Here is a 13,497-nt window from a genome sequence, read left to right as displayed (position 1 = left end):
AAAGCCATTCTTTCAAGAATGGCTTTATACGTTTATACCTTCCTTACGGCTTCCCGTATTTTTTAATCAAACTGATGCTTTATTTTCGGGCTTTTAAAACAGTATTCATCGTACACCATGATCGTTACCAGTACCAATTCCATCGAGGGGAGAGAAGTCCTTCGTTATTTTGATCCCATTTCAGCAACAGCTGTTATTGGAGCCAATGCTTTGAGTGAAATAGGAGCGAGCTTGGTAGACCTTTTCGGTGGGCGCTCCCGCAATTATGAAAACAAATTACAGGAGCTATATAAGAGCGTAGTGGAGTCTTTAAAGCAAAATGCCCGTAGCTATAGGACAGATGCTGTTATAGGCTTCAGCGTCAATATTGATGAGCTCTCGGGCAAAGGAACCCCAATCGTTTATGATCACCGTTATCGGTACATATCTATTGCTTAAACACTGTTAATAGAATTCATACGTTAACTGAGTTGTACCTTTTGTCGTTTCCAGTAAAATTTCCCCGTCCAAAAAATCATTCCACGAGATCGAATAGTCTTTATTTTCAATTTCTTTAATCATTTTATAAAAAAGTTTACTACTGGGACGAGGGATATTCGGAGACTGAATATATTTGGTAGGTAGCCCATAATAGAAAATTAAAAACTGTTCGAGCGATTTGTAATAGCTATAATTATCATAAATACTTCGTACTTCTTTTAGGTTGTTATTCTTAATGACAATCTTTTTGATTTTTCCTTTATTGAAAAAATAATCTACGGTAGAAATATAAAATCTATCTAACCATCGTCCTCCAATATGTCTTATATGATCCTTATCATAAACGGCTACAGAGTCACTTTTATGAAAGAAATGACCAATATCTCCTATATGAGATAGCTTACCAAATTGAAATGAATAATTCTGCTTGATACTCATAGGTCTACTATCTTTAGTTGCAGGAATCCATTTTGAAATATTTTCAAATTTTTGTTTCAATGAGTCTATGTCATTAACATAACCTAAATATTTTATCTCTAAAACACTGCTGTCTTTCATTGCACTGAATTCGATGATAATTCTTCCATTAGCCTTTGGAAAAGCTTTCAAAAGTTCTTCATAAAACTTATATACACCAATTTTGGGCGTTGGTAAAAAGTTTTCATACGAGATAAATATAACCTCTTTATCTTCTTGGCTTTTGGCGATAAAACTTAAAGCTAATAATGAAGCAACTATAAAGCATCTAGCTAAACTATATTTAATACCGCTTGAATACATAGATTTAGTTATTGTAAGTATATAGGTTAATCGTATTAAGTTACGAATAAATACCATATATACATCATGGATAATAGTTGCGAATTCTTGAAAATCCATATACATCAAAAGGGCCTAATTCTCATTAGACCCTTTATCTTGGCGTTTAACTGCACAGTAATTTTTATGTTTCTTATCGTTTCCTCTTTTTTGTTTCGTCATCCAAATTGTTTTCAAGCAATTGGATTTATTTACTGTACTACGTCATTTATCGTTATCCACTTTCATGCTGAAAGTATGTTTGTTATCGCTTTGTATAATAAGAACACCTGTCGAATAGAATAGTTCAAAAAAGTTTAAAATAATTTCACCTATCCATTTCCTCTGTTCACCGAGTTTTTAGTTGGTTTAGTCTAATTGCCATAGGGTAGGGACGATTTACACCCTACTTTTGAATCAACAAACAAATAGAAACTAACAATATAACATAAAGACATTATGAAAACTTTAGTAAAAACATTCGCAGCAGCAACCTTGATCGCAGTGTCAACATTCACTATGGCAGCAGGCAAACCAGAGGTATCAAATCCTAAAAAAGCAGCAGTTAATCTATCTACAGCGGATCTGGCCATTGATCATTACGTTGCGGTTATGACAGAAGGACAATCGGCAGGAGTAGAGCAATTGTTTACAACAGACTTCAGTCAAAAAGTTCAGGCATCAGAAGATAAAACCAATAGCCGTTCAGAAGTTATTTCCTTCTTGAAAAAGCAAAAAGGCGAGCAGTTAAACTGTAAAACAAGTACCACCATCGTACAGGAGTCAGCAGACTACATGATAGCCAAAGTAACCATGAAATTTGAAGGTTTTACCAAAACCGATCTTGTGACTTTAGTCAATGACGGCGGTAACTGGAAAATATCCCAATCGATCAACTCGTACAAGTAATTTATTATTTAATCATATGTCTAGTTAAAGCCAGGTCGAGAGATGTATTTTTTGTTTTTTTATCGCCATAAATTCGTGTTGATAAAAGGCCCCGGTATAAAAAATTAAGCGTATTTTTACTGAAGAGTAAATTTATTCAGTATTACAATGTTCGGTTTAATCGCATCCATTCTTTCTATCGGCCTTGGATTAATGTTAAAATATACATCTCAAGATGGCTATAGTGAAATGAAAAGATATTGGTTATTTTTTGTGGCATCTGGCATTTTAACAATAATTTTTAAAACCTTTAAGCATTTTGGTTAATAGAATATTTTAGAAATTCTTTTGGCTTCAATGATTATGTAGATTTAATTATTGAAGATTTTTTTTCATAAACCAATAATATTTAGGGAAGGAACAATTTTCAAAAGCTCACCAAATGTGGTTGTACTGATGTGATATTGTGGATAGCCATAATAAATAAGTATTTAGAAATTGGCATATCTGGGGTGATAAATAAAAGAGCGCCATTTTTATGTGACGCTCTTTTATGAAATTACCTGATTTCTATGTAATCGTCGGATTGGATGACCCCTTCATTAATATTTATAGTTACACGACCTTTGGCTTGCATAAAGTTGGACGGTGCTAAAAACTGAAAACTTTCATCGGTGCGATTCACAATTTGGACGTAATGTCCTCCTAGAAATACCTGTTCAGCATGCTTGAGCCCTTTTCCTTTAACTGTGATAAGGTCTCCTGGATAAGCCTGTAGTGGACTTACACTACTAATCATACTTTTTTCGATAGTAAAAGATAAATTTCCTTCTCCATAGACCTGTTCATGCGTACCATAATAGTAAATCTTAATGTTTGCTTTTCCTTCTTTTTGGTCCGGTATCTTAAAGCTCATAGTACCATTATTTACCTTTTTATCATAAAGGTCAATATCATTTAGGCTTAAACCATATTCTATTCCGTCCAGGAAAGTACCATTTATTTTGATCTGGTCACCGACATAAGCTGTTTTTGTTTCGATTTGATTTAGAATAAGTTTACGAACTTCAATTTTATTTTTACTTATTATTTTATCATAGTAGGGACTATTGATGCTAACAGCGTAGGATCCATTATTTACATCAGGAACTTGTACAAGTATGGATTCATCATAATTGAGCTGGCCTTGACTTGCTGCTTGCTCGCCGAATTGCACTGTGAACGGGCTGTTATAGAATAATTGGTTGAATCTCATGCCACTAACTTGTAATGAAGTTTTAGGATGAACGACGGATTTGTTGAAAATCATATCAGCACCGTTGGGCAGAATTAATTGTACTGCATTTGGAAAAATCACCTCATTGATTCCATTATGGTAACCGATTTTAAATGTGTTACCCTTTAATCCTGCGATTTCATTTAAATTTAAAGGGTTTTGATATTTCACTTTTATCCCATTTACAATTAAGAAGAGATCTGTTGCCTCTTGGTAACGATCGGGTAGATTTTGTCCTGTTAATATAATAGGAGTAATAAAATAGATGTTATTTAGGATTATAGGATCGATCGTAGCCGCGATTTTTACGCGAGGAAGGGCATAGCTTTCATAATCTGGAAATCCATTGTTAGGTCCATTGCTTGAGATATTTTGTAAATAGAATTCTAATGTCGAACCATGTGGAAGATTGGTTTTGGGAACTTCATATGTTAGCTTTTTCTTATCAGAACTAATTTCGTATGGAATTATCGATTGATAATTTGAATTACGGATAAGATAAGATTCGTCTACTCCATCAAAGTTTCCATTGATCGTTATTTTATCACCCGTCCGGACAGCTTTCATATCAGCAGGTTCAACTGAAATATTGTTCCACCGGATCAGAACAGATGCGGATCTATAAAAACCTTTATCGGTCTGTATATAAAAACCTATGGTGTAGCGATCGGAGCTTTTCAGGCCACCTTTTGGAGCAAAAGAATAACTCAGAGGTCCTATTTTGATACCTTTGCCCAAGGTAATCTGCTCCTCCTTACCATATTTGCCACTTCCGAACCTAGAGATCAGCACACCATATTCTTGCACGTTTTCTTGGTTAAGCGATACTAAACGAGAAGAGATTGTGGCGCCAGATTGCGATATAGCATCTATTTTTGAATAATCAAACACAATGATTTTAGACTCCGTGATGGGCAATAACGTTTCTTCGGTCTTTGTACAGGCAGCGAAAGTGAACGCTGTAATAATTAATATATATAGGATTTTTTTCATGTAACTATGTGGTTGTAATAAGCGATTAATTGATTTCAAAATAATCGGAAGACGAGATGACTTTACCATTATTTACAATGGATAATCTAACTTTTCCTTTGGAAATGCCAAGAGGGATCTGAAACATGATCTCATCGTCACTATAACTAATCGGAATAATTGGAATGTCGCCAATAAAAACCTGATCGGCATATTTTATAGCTTTTCCTTTCATTGTAATGATTTCACCTGAAGTTCCTTTTGCTGGTGAAAAAGAATCAAATGTAGGAGCTAAGACAGTTATTTTTAATGGATCACTTGGGAAAAATTGTTGACCATTATATTGTTTATATCCAATTTTCCAGCTTGATTGACCCATTGCTATGCTGGGTACCTGAAAAGTCAATTTATCCTTTTCTGCGCGATACTCATTTTCATAATCAGAGTTTTCTAGTTTAACCGTATAAGCATAACCTGCTATAAAATTACCGCTGATAGAGATCATATCGCCAATATATAGTTCAGTATTGTTTAGCGCTGACCATTGGAACGGTTTTATCTTTATCGTTTGGCTGGAAGCTACATTCCCTATTGGATGGTTGAGTAGGAGGGAATAGTTCCCTTCTTGAACATCATCGAGGTAATACTCTGAGTAATCATGGGGACTACGTTTCAGCTGATAGTCATTGTTACTATTTGTAAGAGAAAGCGTTGGTACTTCTTGATTATAGTAGTATTTGTTATACTCATCAAACTGAAACCTGACCATTGTGTTTGGATGTGCTTCTTTAGCTGTTAATCGAAATAAATCTGGTGTCGCGCGAGCAATCGTGATGATCCCCGGAAATATGACTGAGTCTCGACCATTTAAATAGCCGATACGTAAATGGTTTCCCTTAATATTTTTTATAGTGCTTAAACTGATTTCCCGATGATATGGAATGATTTGGTCTCCAATAATAACACGTAAACTGTTGTTGTCATATGAGTTTACCCCCTCAAAATTAATGATCTCATCGAGGTAATATGTGCGCATAGTTGGGGCTTTAAGGCGACCAAGGGTGCGGATGTCGACAAGTGCACGACTGTAAAATGTTGTGGATTCATAGCGGTTTAAAACAGCACTAACAAATGCATTATGCGTGCCCAATGTGGCAGGCATAATAAAAGATAGTTCTGTCTTTTCTTTATTCAGTACGATTGGTATCAGGTGAGCTTTCAGCTCTTTGATATCAACACTGTATTTATTATCAACATTTGAAAAATCACCTTTAATACGCACAGTGTCACCCTCAGCTTTATATAGCGTGCCTGAAGCGTTAATGTTGATACCGTCAATCGTTTGCTGATATACATTGGATTTGGCGTAAGATTTATCTGTTTTAATATAGAAATAATAAGTAAATTGATTTCCCAGCTCAGGTTTGTTTTTCGGTTTGTAGCTAAATTGAAAAAAACCTAACTTCGGTACAATACCCATATCAACAATGATTTCATCATTTGTTCCATCCAATCCGCGAATGATAAGCCCAAATTCTTCAATGGTTTCGCTGTTCAAATTTTGGATCATGCCATTGAAAACTAATTTTTCAGGGCTAATTTCACCCATAGGAGCATTGGTGATTATATTCGGGCTGACATCTACGTACGTAGTTTTATATTCCTTTTTACAGCTGGATAGCATATAAAGTATTGCAGTAAGGAATATAAAAGTTCTCAATAGATTATATTTTTGTGTAGTATATTGCGTTTTCATATTCTTTTCTAAAGTGCTGTTACTTCAAATATTTCTGGAACCTGTAACCAACGGTCTGCAAGTCTAGCACTGATCTTATATTTACCAGGCGTAAGGAAGTTGGGGATGGTAACCACTACTTCATCAAAAGTGTTACTAATTTGTGAAGAATGGATCTGATTGCCTCCCAAGTAAATCGTGGCAAAGGCAATCGATTTACCTTTCAACCGAATTTCTGTACCACCACTGCCTTTCAGCGGAGCAAAACCTGTATAGGTAAAAGGATTCACCTGAATACTGAAATTTGTTTGGACAGGTATATTGCTACTTTGCAGTTCATTCCAGTAACCAACAGTGACTTGATGTTCACCACTTTTGAGCATAGGTATGGAAAATCGGATCTTGCCCTCTTCCGCTTCGATTCCATAAATTCCATTCCCTGTAAAATCGACATTATAATACTGGCCTTTTATAAAATTGCCCGATATTACAACCGGACTACCCATTTCATGACTGTTCTGGCTGAGCTGGGTAACCTTTAGCTTTTCTACCTTCAGTTTCTTTTCAGTGATCAATTCGTAATTCATATTCTTGATCGTTAATGGATATTCTCCTTCTGGGAGATTTCCAGCTGATAAGGTATAAGATCCATCTTGGTTATCGAAGCCCAATTGGACAGGATGGTTGCCAAGTGTAAAGGATGTTGGCCCGAAGAGTTTATAGGAATGTAGTCCTAATACTTTTGTACTTCCTAAGGGGTGAACACGGATTGTCTGAAAGTAGATTTCTTTGGCATCGGGTCGCGTTATTTGTAGCTTTTGCGGAAATATAACGGTATCTCGGCCATTATAGTAGCCTAAACGATAACTATCGCCATTTTCAGGTCTCAAATGATCACTTAATCTCAAATATACCTCATAAGGAATTAGTTTGTCACCGATTAGGATGGAGGAGTTATAGGCCGACCCTTCTTTTGCGCTTAAAGTAAGATGAGAATAAATATCTATATTATAACTATCTGGCGGATTGAGACGTGAAAGGAATTTGACTTCTGTGAGTACATATTGTCGTCCTGTATGATTGGAATCTGCCTTTGAAACTAGATATACATAGGCTGATTCTCCATTTTTATATGACGGGAGCTTGAAACTCAGATCGATATCACTGTTGCTAACCGAGAACGGTATTTTGTCTCTTGAATCACCAAAATAGAGATCGTAACGATTGGATACATCTTTAAAATTACCCTTTAATGTTACCAGATCTCCTACATAACCAACTACAGATTGGTTTGGGTGAACCGTAAAGTCTACTGGTTGGTTAACAAAATACAGTAAATATTGCCCAAAGTTATCTTTGTTGGAGGTTTTGATGTAATAACGAAATTTTTGGATGTTACCTAAGTCTTTCAACGTGCTTTCATCCAGCGTTAAAGTCACTCGGCCAATTTTAGCCTCGGTTTTGACCGGAAAAGTCTTTGTTTTTTCTTTATACTCCTCGTCAAAGATTAAAAACTCAAAACCATGTTCGATGATCTTATCTGAATTGAGATAAAGGATGTTCGATGTTAGGCTGATTTTTTTGTCTTGATTAACCTCAAATCCATGTGTTTCCAATTGGATGGGTCTAGTATCCTCAAAAGGTATCGTTTCAACCTTATTGCAGGAAATTTGCGTAATGAATAGTAAGACTAAACAACGCAGAAAATGCTGTCCCTTCATAAAAATAATAAAATGGCTACTTTGTGGCAAAGATATAAAAATTCTTCTTGAAGTGAATTTTTGTTTCCAAAGTGTAATGTTATATTTATTCCATTTTTATTATTAGTAATTTTTATGTTTATTATCGATTCTACATTTTACGACTTGATCCAAAATACTTTTGTGTTAGTTGTATTTACTTGGAATTTACCAATTCTTTCTCAAACAGATATATAGCGTTACGTTACTATAACTATTTAAAATTAGTTGATGTGATTAGAAAGTCATCATAATATTGGGAGTCGAGGTCAACCTGATCAACTTTTTAAACATCATCTTTCATGGTAGAAAGACCATCACAGACCTTACTTATTGTGATAACTAGTGGATCGGAGCGACCGAAGAGATTTGTAAAGTTATCTTCTATTTATTAATTTACATTTATTGTTTCTAATAGTTCGCTGTTAAAAACTGCCTTTGGTGAAATTACAATTTCGTTAAGTGGTATTTTGTCGCCATAACGCTCTTTCATTTTTTGTTTAACAACTTCGTTTGTTAAGTCAAAGTCGCTTAGTTGTTCAAGTTTGCCAATTTCAAGCCCTGTCGCACGTTTGTAGATTTTCCAGATCAGTTCAGAACAATAAATTTTGTCGTCACTCCATTCAAAAGTCATGTCATAATTTTTACCTTTAAACTTATTGCCTTCCTGTTTCATTTTCTGAATTGTTTCAGTTGTCAAAATTTGATCAGCGTTTTTTAATCGCTTAATTACATAATTTCCGTCTTTGCCTCGTGCTATCCATTTGTCAAGTGGTGTTACCTTAATAGGCTGAACTGCTTCAAAAACGTAATGTTGTCCATTGTCGATGTAAATGATGCCGCAATGCGAATATTTTGATTTTGTTGCAAGTTGGATTGCTTTGCTTTGTCCTGAAAGTGAAGTTTGAAATATTAAGTCCCCATTTTTAATTTCGCTTTTATTTGCAAAAATTTTGACCTCTGTTTTCACCTTGTCCAGTCGATGGTTTGAGCCGTGAAATTTTCTTTTGGCGTGGAGAGCACCGACGACAATCAGTCCACAAAGCCCTAGTAAAACAATCCCTTTTTTCATAGTTGTCTCTTGTTGTTTTTGTCTCTGAAAATTTCACAAATACTTCTAACATCGCATAGAGATAAAAATATTCTATCCTTTTTTCATTCTTTTTAATACACGTAATGACTAAAGGATAGATAATCTATTGATTACTCTTCTTCATCATTTTCAATTCTATTTCGTGTCCATTTTCCACCAATGATATCGCGTTCTGCTTCTTCGCCATATTCTAGGTCAAATATTTCGTTCAATGTACTGTCTTTCTTAGTTAATTCTTCGAGTGCAACGATTTTAATATCTTCTGGCATTTGATCTCCAGTGAGAAATTGCCAGTCACCATCATGATCATGAACGACATGCAATATAGGCTCTTTTTCTTCAAGCCATTGCCGTGTCGTAAAAGTTGTTAAATTCTTAGGCTCATAAAACTTAAATTCAGCATTCCTGTCAAGCAAAGGTTGTATGTAAACATATTTTTCTTCAAAATTTTCCTCCCATGGAAATCTGCCATTACTGTCCGTCCAGATTAATTGAAGCGCATCAAATTGTTTGTCTTGATAATAGTTTATGCCAGTACCAAAATAATCATCGATGTTTCTTTTATCTACCGCGATAAACATAGCCTTACTCTCGTTAAAGATATTTTTGTAAATCTCTCCACATTTAAATACCTCACCATCTTTGATTAGGTCCGCAACAATATTGGTAATTTCGTGTGCCAAATCGGTCGGTAGACCAAAGCAGATTATTTCAGGATGATGATATGTTTGCGTTAGACCAATGCTATAAGTAAAAGATGGTAGATAGTTTGTCGCGGCGACTGTAATAACCTGGAGACCAAATTTGTCTATGTTTATTTTAGTCCTTCCGAGTAAATCATCAGTATTAATACAGTTATGTTCGCTTTTTCCGGTCATAATTTGGAGTTACATTACCCCTTGTTAAATATATTGTATGGTGAATTTAGCAATTTGAATCGATCCACACAACTTCACCTATCCATTTCCTTCATTCACCGAGTTTTTAATTGGTTTAGTCTAATTACCATAGGGTAGGGACGATTTACACCCTACTTTTGAATCAACAATTAATAACAATTAGAAACAACTGCAAAGCAGGCATCAGGGTTTGAGTTGGTGGATGTGGGGCTGATGCAACTTAATAACAATATAACATAAAGACATTATGAAAACTCTAGCAAAAACATTCGCAGCAGCAGCATTGATCGCAGTATCTACATTCACTATGGCAGCAGGCAAACCAGAGGTAGCAAACCCTAAAAAAGCAGTGGTCAATTTATCAACAGCAGATCTAGCCATTGATCATTATGTTGCGGTTATGACAGAAGGACAATCGACAGGAGTAGAGCAGTTGTTTACAGCAGATTTTAGTCAAAAAGTTCAGGCATCAGAAGATAAAACTAACAGCCGTTCAGAAGTTATATCCTTCTTGAAAAAACAAAAAGGAGAGCAGTTAAACTGTAAAACTAATACCACTATCGTACAGGAGTCTGCTGATTATATGATCGCCAAAGTGACGATGCAGTTTGAAGGCTTTACCAAAAGCGATCTTGTGACTTTAGTGAATGACGGCGGTATTTGGAAAGTATCCCAATCGATCAACTCGTACAAGTAATTTATTATTTAATCATATGTTTAGTTAAGGCCACGTCGAGAGATGTGGCTTTTCTTTTTTTACCATAATTCCTCATGCTGAAATATTCAAGATGACCGACTTTTCGGTAGATCTCATTTACCGCCTAGATAACACCAATTCTTCTTAGATCCCCTTAGGGTTAGCTATACTTTTGTTCTACAAATTTAAAAAACATAAAATATGGCAAATCAATTTTTAATTAAGAACACAATGGCAGATATGAGAGATTTATCTGTATGTGAAATTGCATCATTGCAAGGTACAAACCCAACTTATACTGGAGTCGAATTATTGGGGTATTATGAAAAGGGTGATACACCAGCTCCAATTATTTATTACCTAGCCCAGACCGATCCCGGAGCAGATGATGGTGGTAGTGTGATAAACACGGGCAACATTAAATTAGTTCATGATTTTATGAATTTTATTCACGTATCTTATTTTGGAATTATCGGAAACAGAACCGAAGATTATACAGATAAAATTAAGATTCTTCTAAAATCACAGCTAGACAATACTACATTTAAATTCGATGGTAAATTTATTATTTCCTCTACAGTAATTGTATCAATATTAGGAGCTAAAATCATAGGTGACGATTTATTATTTGAATTTACAGGAGATTATAATTCTAAATTTATAAGTGTAGAAGCTGATGATTTTAGTATCAATGGAGCTACATTTGACGCATCGGGAAGACAATTAAAAGATTGTTTTATACATCTAACGGATAATATTAAAAATCCAAGTATATCAGGCTGTATTTTTAGAAATGCCTTGGGTACAAAACAAGGTACTAGTAATGATCAGCAATATGGTATAATGGTTAGTCCATATGGGGTAAGAAATTTCTCGATTGATCACTGTATATTTTCAAATATTAAAAATGATAACACTGGTACATATGCTCCAGTAGAGATTTTAAAAGGATTTTGCGGAGGTATTTATATCAGTGATGCAAAGGTTGATGTAACTAGTCCTACCATACAGACTGATTTTGTAACTGGAAATATTTCTAATTGTAAATTTTCTGAAATCATCACTAAGTTATCTGATGGATTATCGCAGAGAGAATATACTTCTTTTAACGATGCTGACGGTATCAGATTTTATGGAGGATCGGTAGCACAAAAGTGTGATGTAAATATTGATAACTGTTATTTTAATAATGTTGGGAAAAGAGCTATTAAAGTAAGTTATATGGGGAATGTAAAAGTTAACAATATATCAGTTGAAGTTAACAATTTACAGTATCAAATGATTACACTTGTTAAGATCAATAAAGGTACAAGTGTTAAAGGTGTGAGATATTATGGTAATGGTTCCAACGTACAAATTGCTTTTCAAAGTGACGACGGTGGTGATATATTATTAGAGGATGTCATAGTGGACGCGTGTGAAGTATTTTATGAGATGAATCCTTCTTTTGGAGCAGGTAATAATGAAATTCATAACGTATTATTTAAAGATATTATAATTAAAAACTTGTTTAGAAGAGGCATTTTGTCAAATAATGGTTATGCTAGAATAGCTAGAAATATAGTTATGGATAATATTTATATTGAAGCTGATCCAAGTAGGAATTCAGTACAAGCTCTTAACGCAGCTTTTGGATGGTACGAAAACGAAGTCATTATAAAGAATTTTAGAACTAAAAATTGCGATGTCAGAGTTGATGGCGGTATGTTCAATATCGATGGCTTACATATTACAATTGACAACCCTAATTTTCTTGGTTCCAGTAATCCACTGGGAAATTCAGCAAACATAGATTGGAGAAAATTTAATCATATATTAGATTTGGGTGATAATTCTTCTAATAGAACTAGCGCACCAATTTTTACTAGTAATGGTTCTTCAACTAGAACTCCGGTAGCAACGAATATTACTATTGATATCCAAGCTATTTCAGCAAACTATTTTAATCCAGATACTATCGGCTCAGATTTAAGCATCAATACCAGAAAAGAGCTTGTTAATTTTAATAGGGATAGACTGAAAGTTGGCAATGTAATCTATAAATACGGTACTGCTTTAACTACTCCAACAAGAGCGGCTATTATCTTTGAAGGTAGTTTCTTACATATAACTAATATAAAATTAGATTCGGAGTCTGGCATTTTTGTTAATACGCAAGAAGGAGGAGTTGCAAAGACTGGAATTTTTATATCAGATATCTTTAATTTAACGCAAACAGCTTTAGATAATCCTATAATCAAAACCAATAGAATTATTAATAGTAAAATAAGTAATATTTTTTCTAGAGGTATTGGTATGTTTCCGGTGGTCAGTTTGGGCTCAGGCAGTAGTGGAAATACAATTTCAGAAATTGTTGGGAATGGTACCCCTGCTGATGTAGAACTACTAGGTAACCAACCTAGTACAAGGGTTTATAATGTATTCAATCAGAGAGATTCTTATATTCCTAGAGGAACGACTGTTCAAAGACCAGTTACTACTCTTATAGGTCAAGAATATTTTGACTTAACCTTAAATAGACCAGTATGGTGGGATGGATCTGATTGGGTGGATGGGAAAAAATCCGCTGCTTCTGCGGATATAGCACCATCTCCTAATGCTACATATACACAGGCCGAAGTTCAAGCAATATTAACTGAATTAAGAGATTTAAAATCTAAGTTAAGGACAGCAGGAATGTTAGCAACATAGTTGATTAAAATAAATGTTTAGGATATTAACATGGGTGAATTAACCATTTTAAAAGAAAACCGCGAGATTGTATATTGCGATGCACAGTGTTTTCTTATCCGATACCAAGATATCTAAACGATTGTTGCTTTTAGATAAGTTTACATGTATGCATTGATCCATAATTAAAGGTAAATGAAACTCATAGTGAACAAATTGCTGAGGCGACAGGCCTTACCATCGACGAGAT

At 34.7% G+C, this 13,497-nt stretch carries 10 protein-coding genes; 4 read left to right on the top strand and 6 right to left on the bottom strand.

Annotated elements, in window-relative coordinates:
- The first annotated feature begins 117 nt into the window (after positions 1-117).
- Positions 118-438: a heavy metal-binding domain-containing protein gene (locus FHR29_RS09285; RefSeq protein ID WP_183914054.1), complete on the top strand. Its 321-nt coding sequence runs from the start codon at positions 118-120 to the stop codon at positions 436-438.
- Between the two features lie 6 nt (positions 439-444).
- Here the strand turns inward: FHR29_RS09285 and FHR29_RS09280 are convergent, their stop codons facing one another.
- Entirely contained in the window at positions 445-1,359 is a 915-nt protein-coding gene (locus FHR29_RS09280; protein WP_183914052.1) for a hypothetical protein, read from the bottom strand.
- Positions 1,360-1,737: 378 nt separating this feature from the next.
- On the opposite strand from FHR29_RS09280, the gene FHR29_RS09275 reads away from it, so the two are divergent.
- Positions 1,738-2,187 (top strand): nuclear transport factor 2 family protein, encoded by a 450-nt coding sequence (locus FHR29_RS09275; protein ID WP_183914049.1) that lies wholly within the window; start codon positions 1,738-1,740, stop codon positions 2,185-2,187.
- 538 nt (positions 2,188-2,725) lie between these two features.
- Here the strand turns inward: FHR29_RS09275 and FHR29_RS09270 are convergent.
- The 5 genes from FHR29_RS09270 to FHR29_RS09250 form a co-directional block, all read right to left on the bottom strand.
- A complete protein-coding gene (locus FHR29_RS09270; RefSeq protein WP_183914047.1) occupies positions 2,726-4,435 on the bottom strand; it encodes an IPT/TIG domain-containing protein in 1,710 nt (569 codons plus the stop codon).
- 25 nt (positions 4,436-4,460) lie between these two features.
- On the bottom strand, positions 4,461-6,170 hold the full coding sequence (locus FHR29_RS09265) for an IPT/TIG domain-containing protein (RefSeq protein WP_183914045.1): 1,710 nt from the start codon (positions 6,168-6,170) through the stop codon (positions 4,461-4,463).
- Positions 6,171-6,178: 8 nt separating this feature from the next.
- Positions 6,179-7,870, bottom strand: a complete 1,692-nt coding sequence (locus FHR29_RS09260; protein ID WP_183914043.1) for a hypothetical protein — start codon at positions 7,868-7,870, stop codon at positions 6,179-6,181.
- Positions 7,871-8,279: 409 nt separating this feature from the next.
- The gene (locus tag FHR29_RS09255) at positions 8,280-8,960 is read right to left on the bottom strand and encodes a YiiX family permuted papain-like enzyme (protein ID WP_183914041.1); all 681 of its coding nucleotides are present in this window, start codon (positions 8,958-8,960) and stop codon (positions 8,280-8,282) included.
- A gap of 131 nt (positions 8,961-9,091) precedes the next feature.
- Positions 9,092-9,859 carry a DUF4262 domain-containing protein gene (locus FHR29_RS09250; protein WP_183914039.1) on the bottom strand — a complete coding sequence of 256 codons (768 nt, stop codon included), beginning with the start codon at positions 9,857-9,859 and terminating at the stop codon, positions 9,092-9,094.
- Positions 9,860-10,127: 268 nt separating this feature from the next.
- Between FHR29_RS09250 and FHR29_RS09245 the strand changes: the two genes are divergently transcribed.
- Both FHR29_RS09245 and FHR29_RS09240 read left to right on the top strand, forming a co-directional pair.
- Positions 10,128-10,577 (top strand): nuclear transport factor 2 family protein, encoded by a 450-nt coding sequence (locus FHR29_RS09245; protein ID WP_183914037.1) that lies wholly within the window; start codon positions 10,128-10,130, stop codon positions 10,575-10,577.
- Between the two features lie 201 nt (positions 10,578-10,778).
- Positions 10,779-13,268, top strand: a complete 2,490-nt coding sequence (locus FHR29_RS09240; RefSeq protein WP_183914035.1) for a hypothetical protein — start codon at positions 10,779-10,781, stop codon at positions 13,266-13,268.
- The last annotated feature ends 229 nt before the right edge of the window (positions 13,269-13,497 follow it).

Origin of the sequence: Sphingobacterium sp. JUb56 (genome assembly GCF_014191365.1) — a bacterium.
GTDB classification, from domain to species: Bacteria; Bacteroidota; Bacteroidia; order Sphingobacteriales; family Sphingobacteriaceae; genus Sphingobacterium; species Sphingobacterium anhuiense.
Note: the sequence above shows the minus strand (reverse complement) of the source record. Positions and strands in the feature narration are given on the sequence as shown.

Bases quoted from the DNA above. Each gene is read 5' to 3' on its own strand.
- FHR29_RS09280 (WP_183914052.1), bottom strand. From the start codon at position 1,359: ATGGATTTTCAAGAATTCGCAACTATTATCCATGATGTATATATGGTA.
- FHR29_RS09240 (WP_183914035.1), top strand. From the start codon at position 10,779: ATGGCAAATCAATTTTTAATTAAGAACACAATGGCAGATATGAGAGAT.
- FHR29_RS09275 (WP_183914049.1), top strand. From the start codon at position 1,738: ATGAAAACTTTAGTAAAAACATTCGCAGCAGCAACCTTGATCGCAGTG.
- FHR29_RS09260 (WP_183914043.1), bottom strand. From the start codon at position 7,870: ATGAAGGGACAGCATTTTCTGCGTTGTTTAGTCTTACTATTCATTACG.
- FHR29_RS09285 (WP_183914054.1), top strand. From the start codon at position 118: ATGATCGTTACCAGTACCAATTCCATCGAGGGGAGAGAAGTCCTTCGT.
- FHR29_RS09255 (WP_183914041.1), bottom strand. From the start codon at position 8,960: ATGAAAAAAGGGATTGTTTTACTAGGGCTTTGTGGACTGATTGTCGTC.
- FHR29_RS09270 (WP_183914047.1), bottom strand. From the start codon at position 4,435: ATGAAAAAAATCCTATATATATTAATTATTACAGCGTTCACTTTCGCT.
- FHR29_RS09265 (WP_183914045.1), bottom strand. From the start codon at position 6,170: ATGAAAACGCAATATACTACACAAAAATATAATCTATTGAGAACTTTT.
- FHR29_RS09245 (WP_183914037.1), top strand. From the start codon at position 10,128: ATGAAAACTCTAGCAAAAACATTCGCAGCAGCAGCATTGATCGCAGTA.
- FHR29_RS09250 (WP_183914039.1), bottom strand. From the start codon at position 9,859: ATGACCGGAAAAAGCGAACATAACTGTATTAATACTGATGATTTACTC.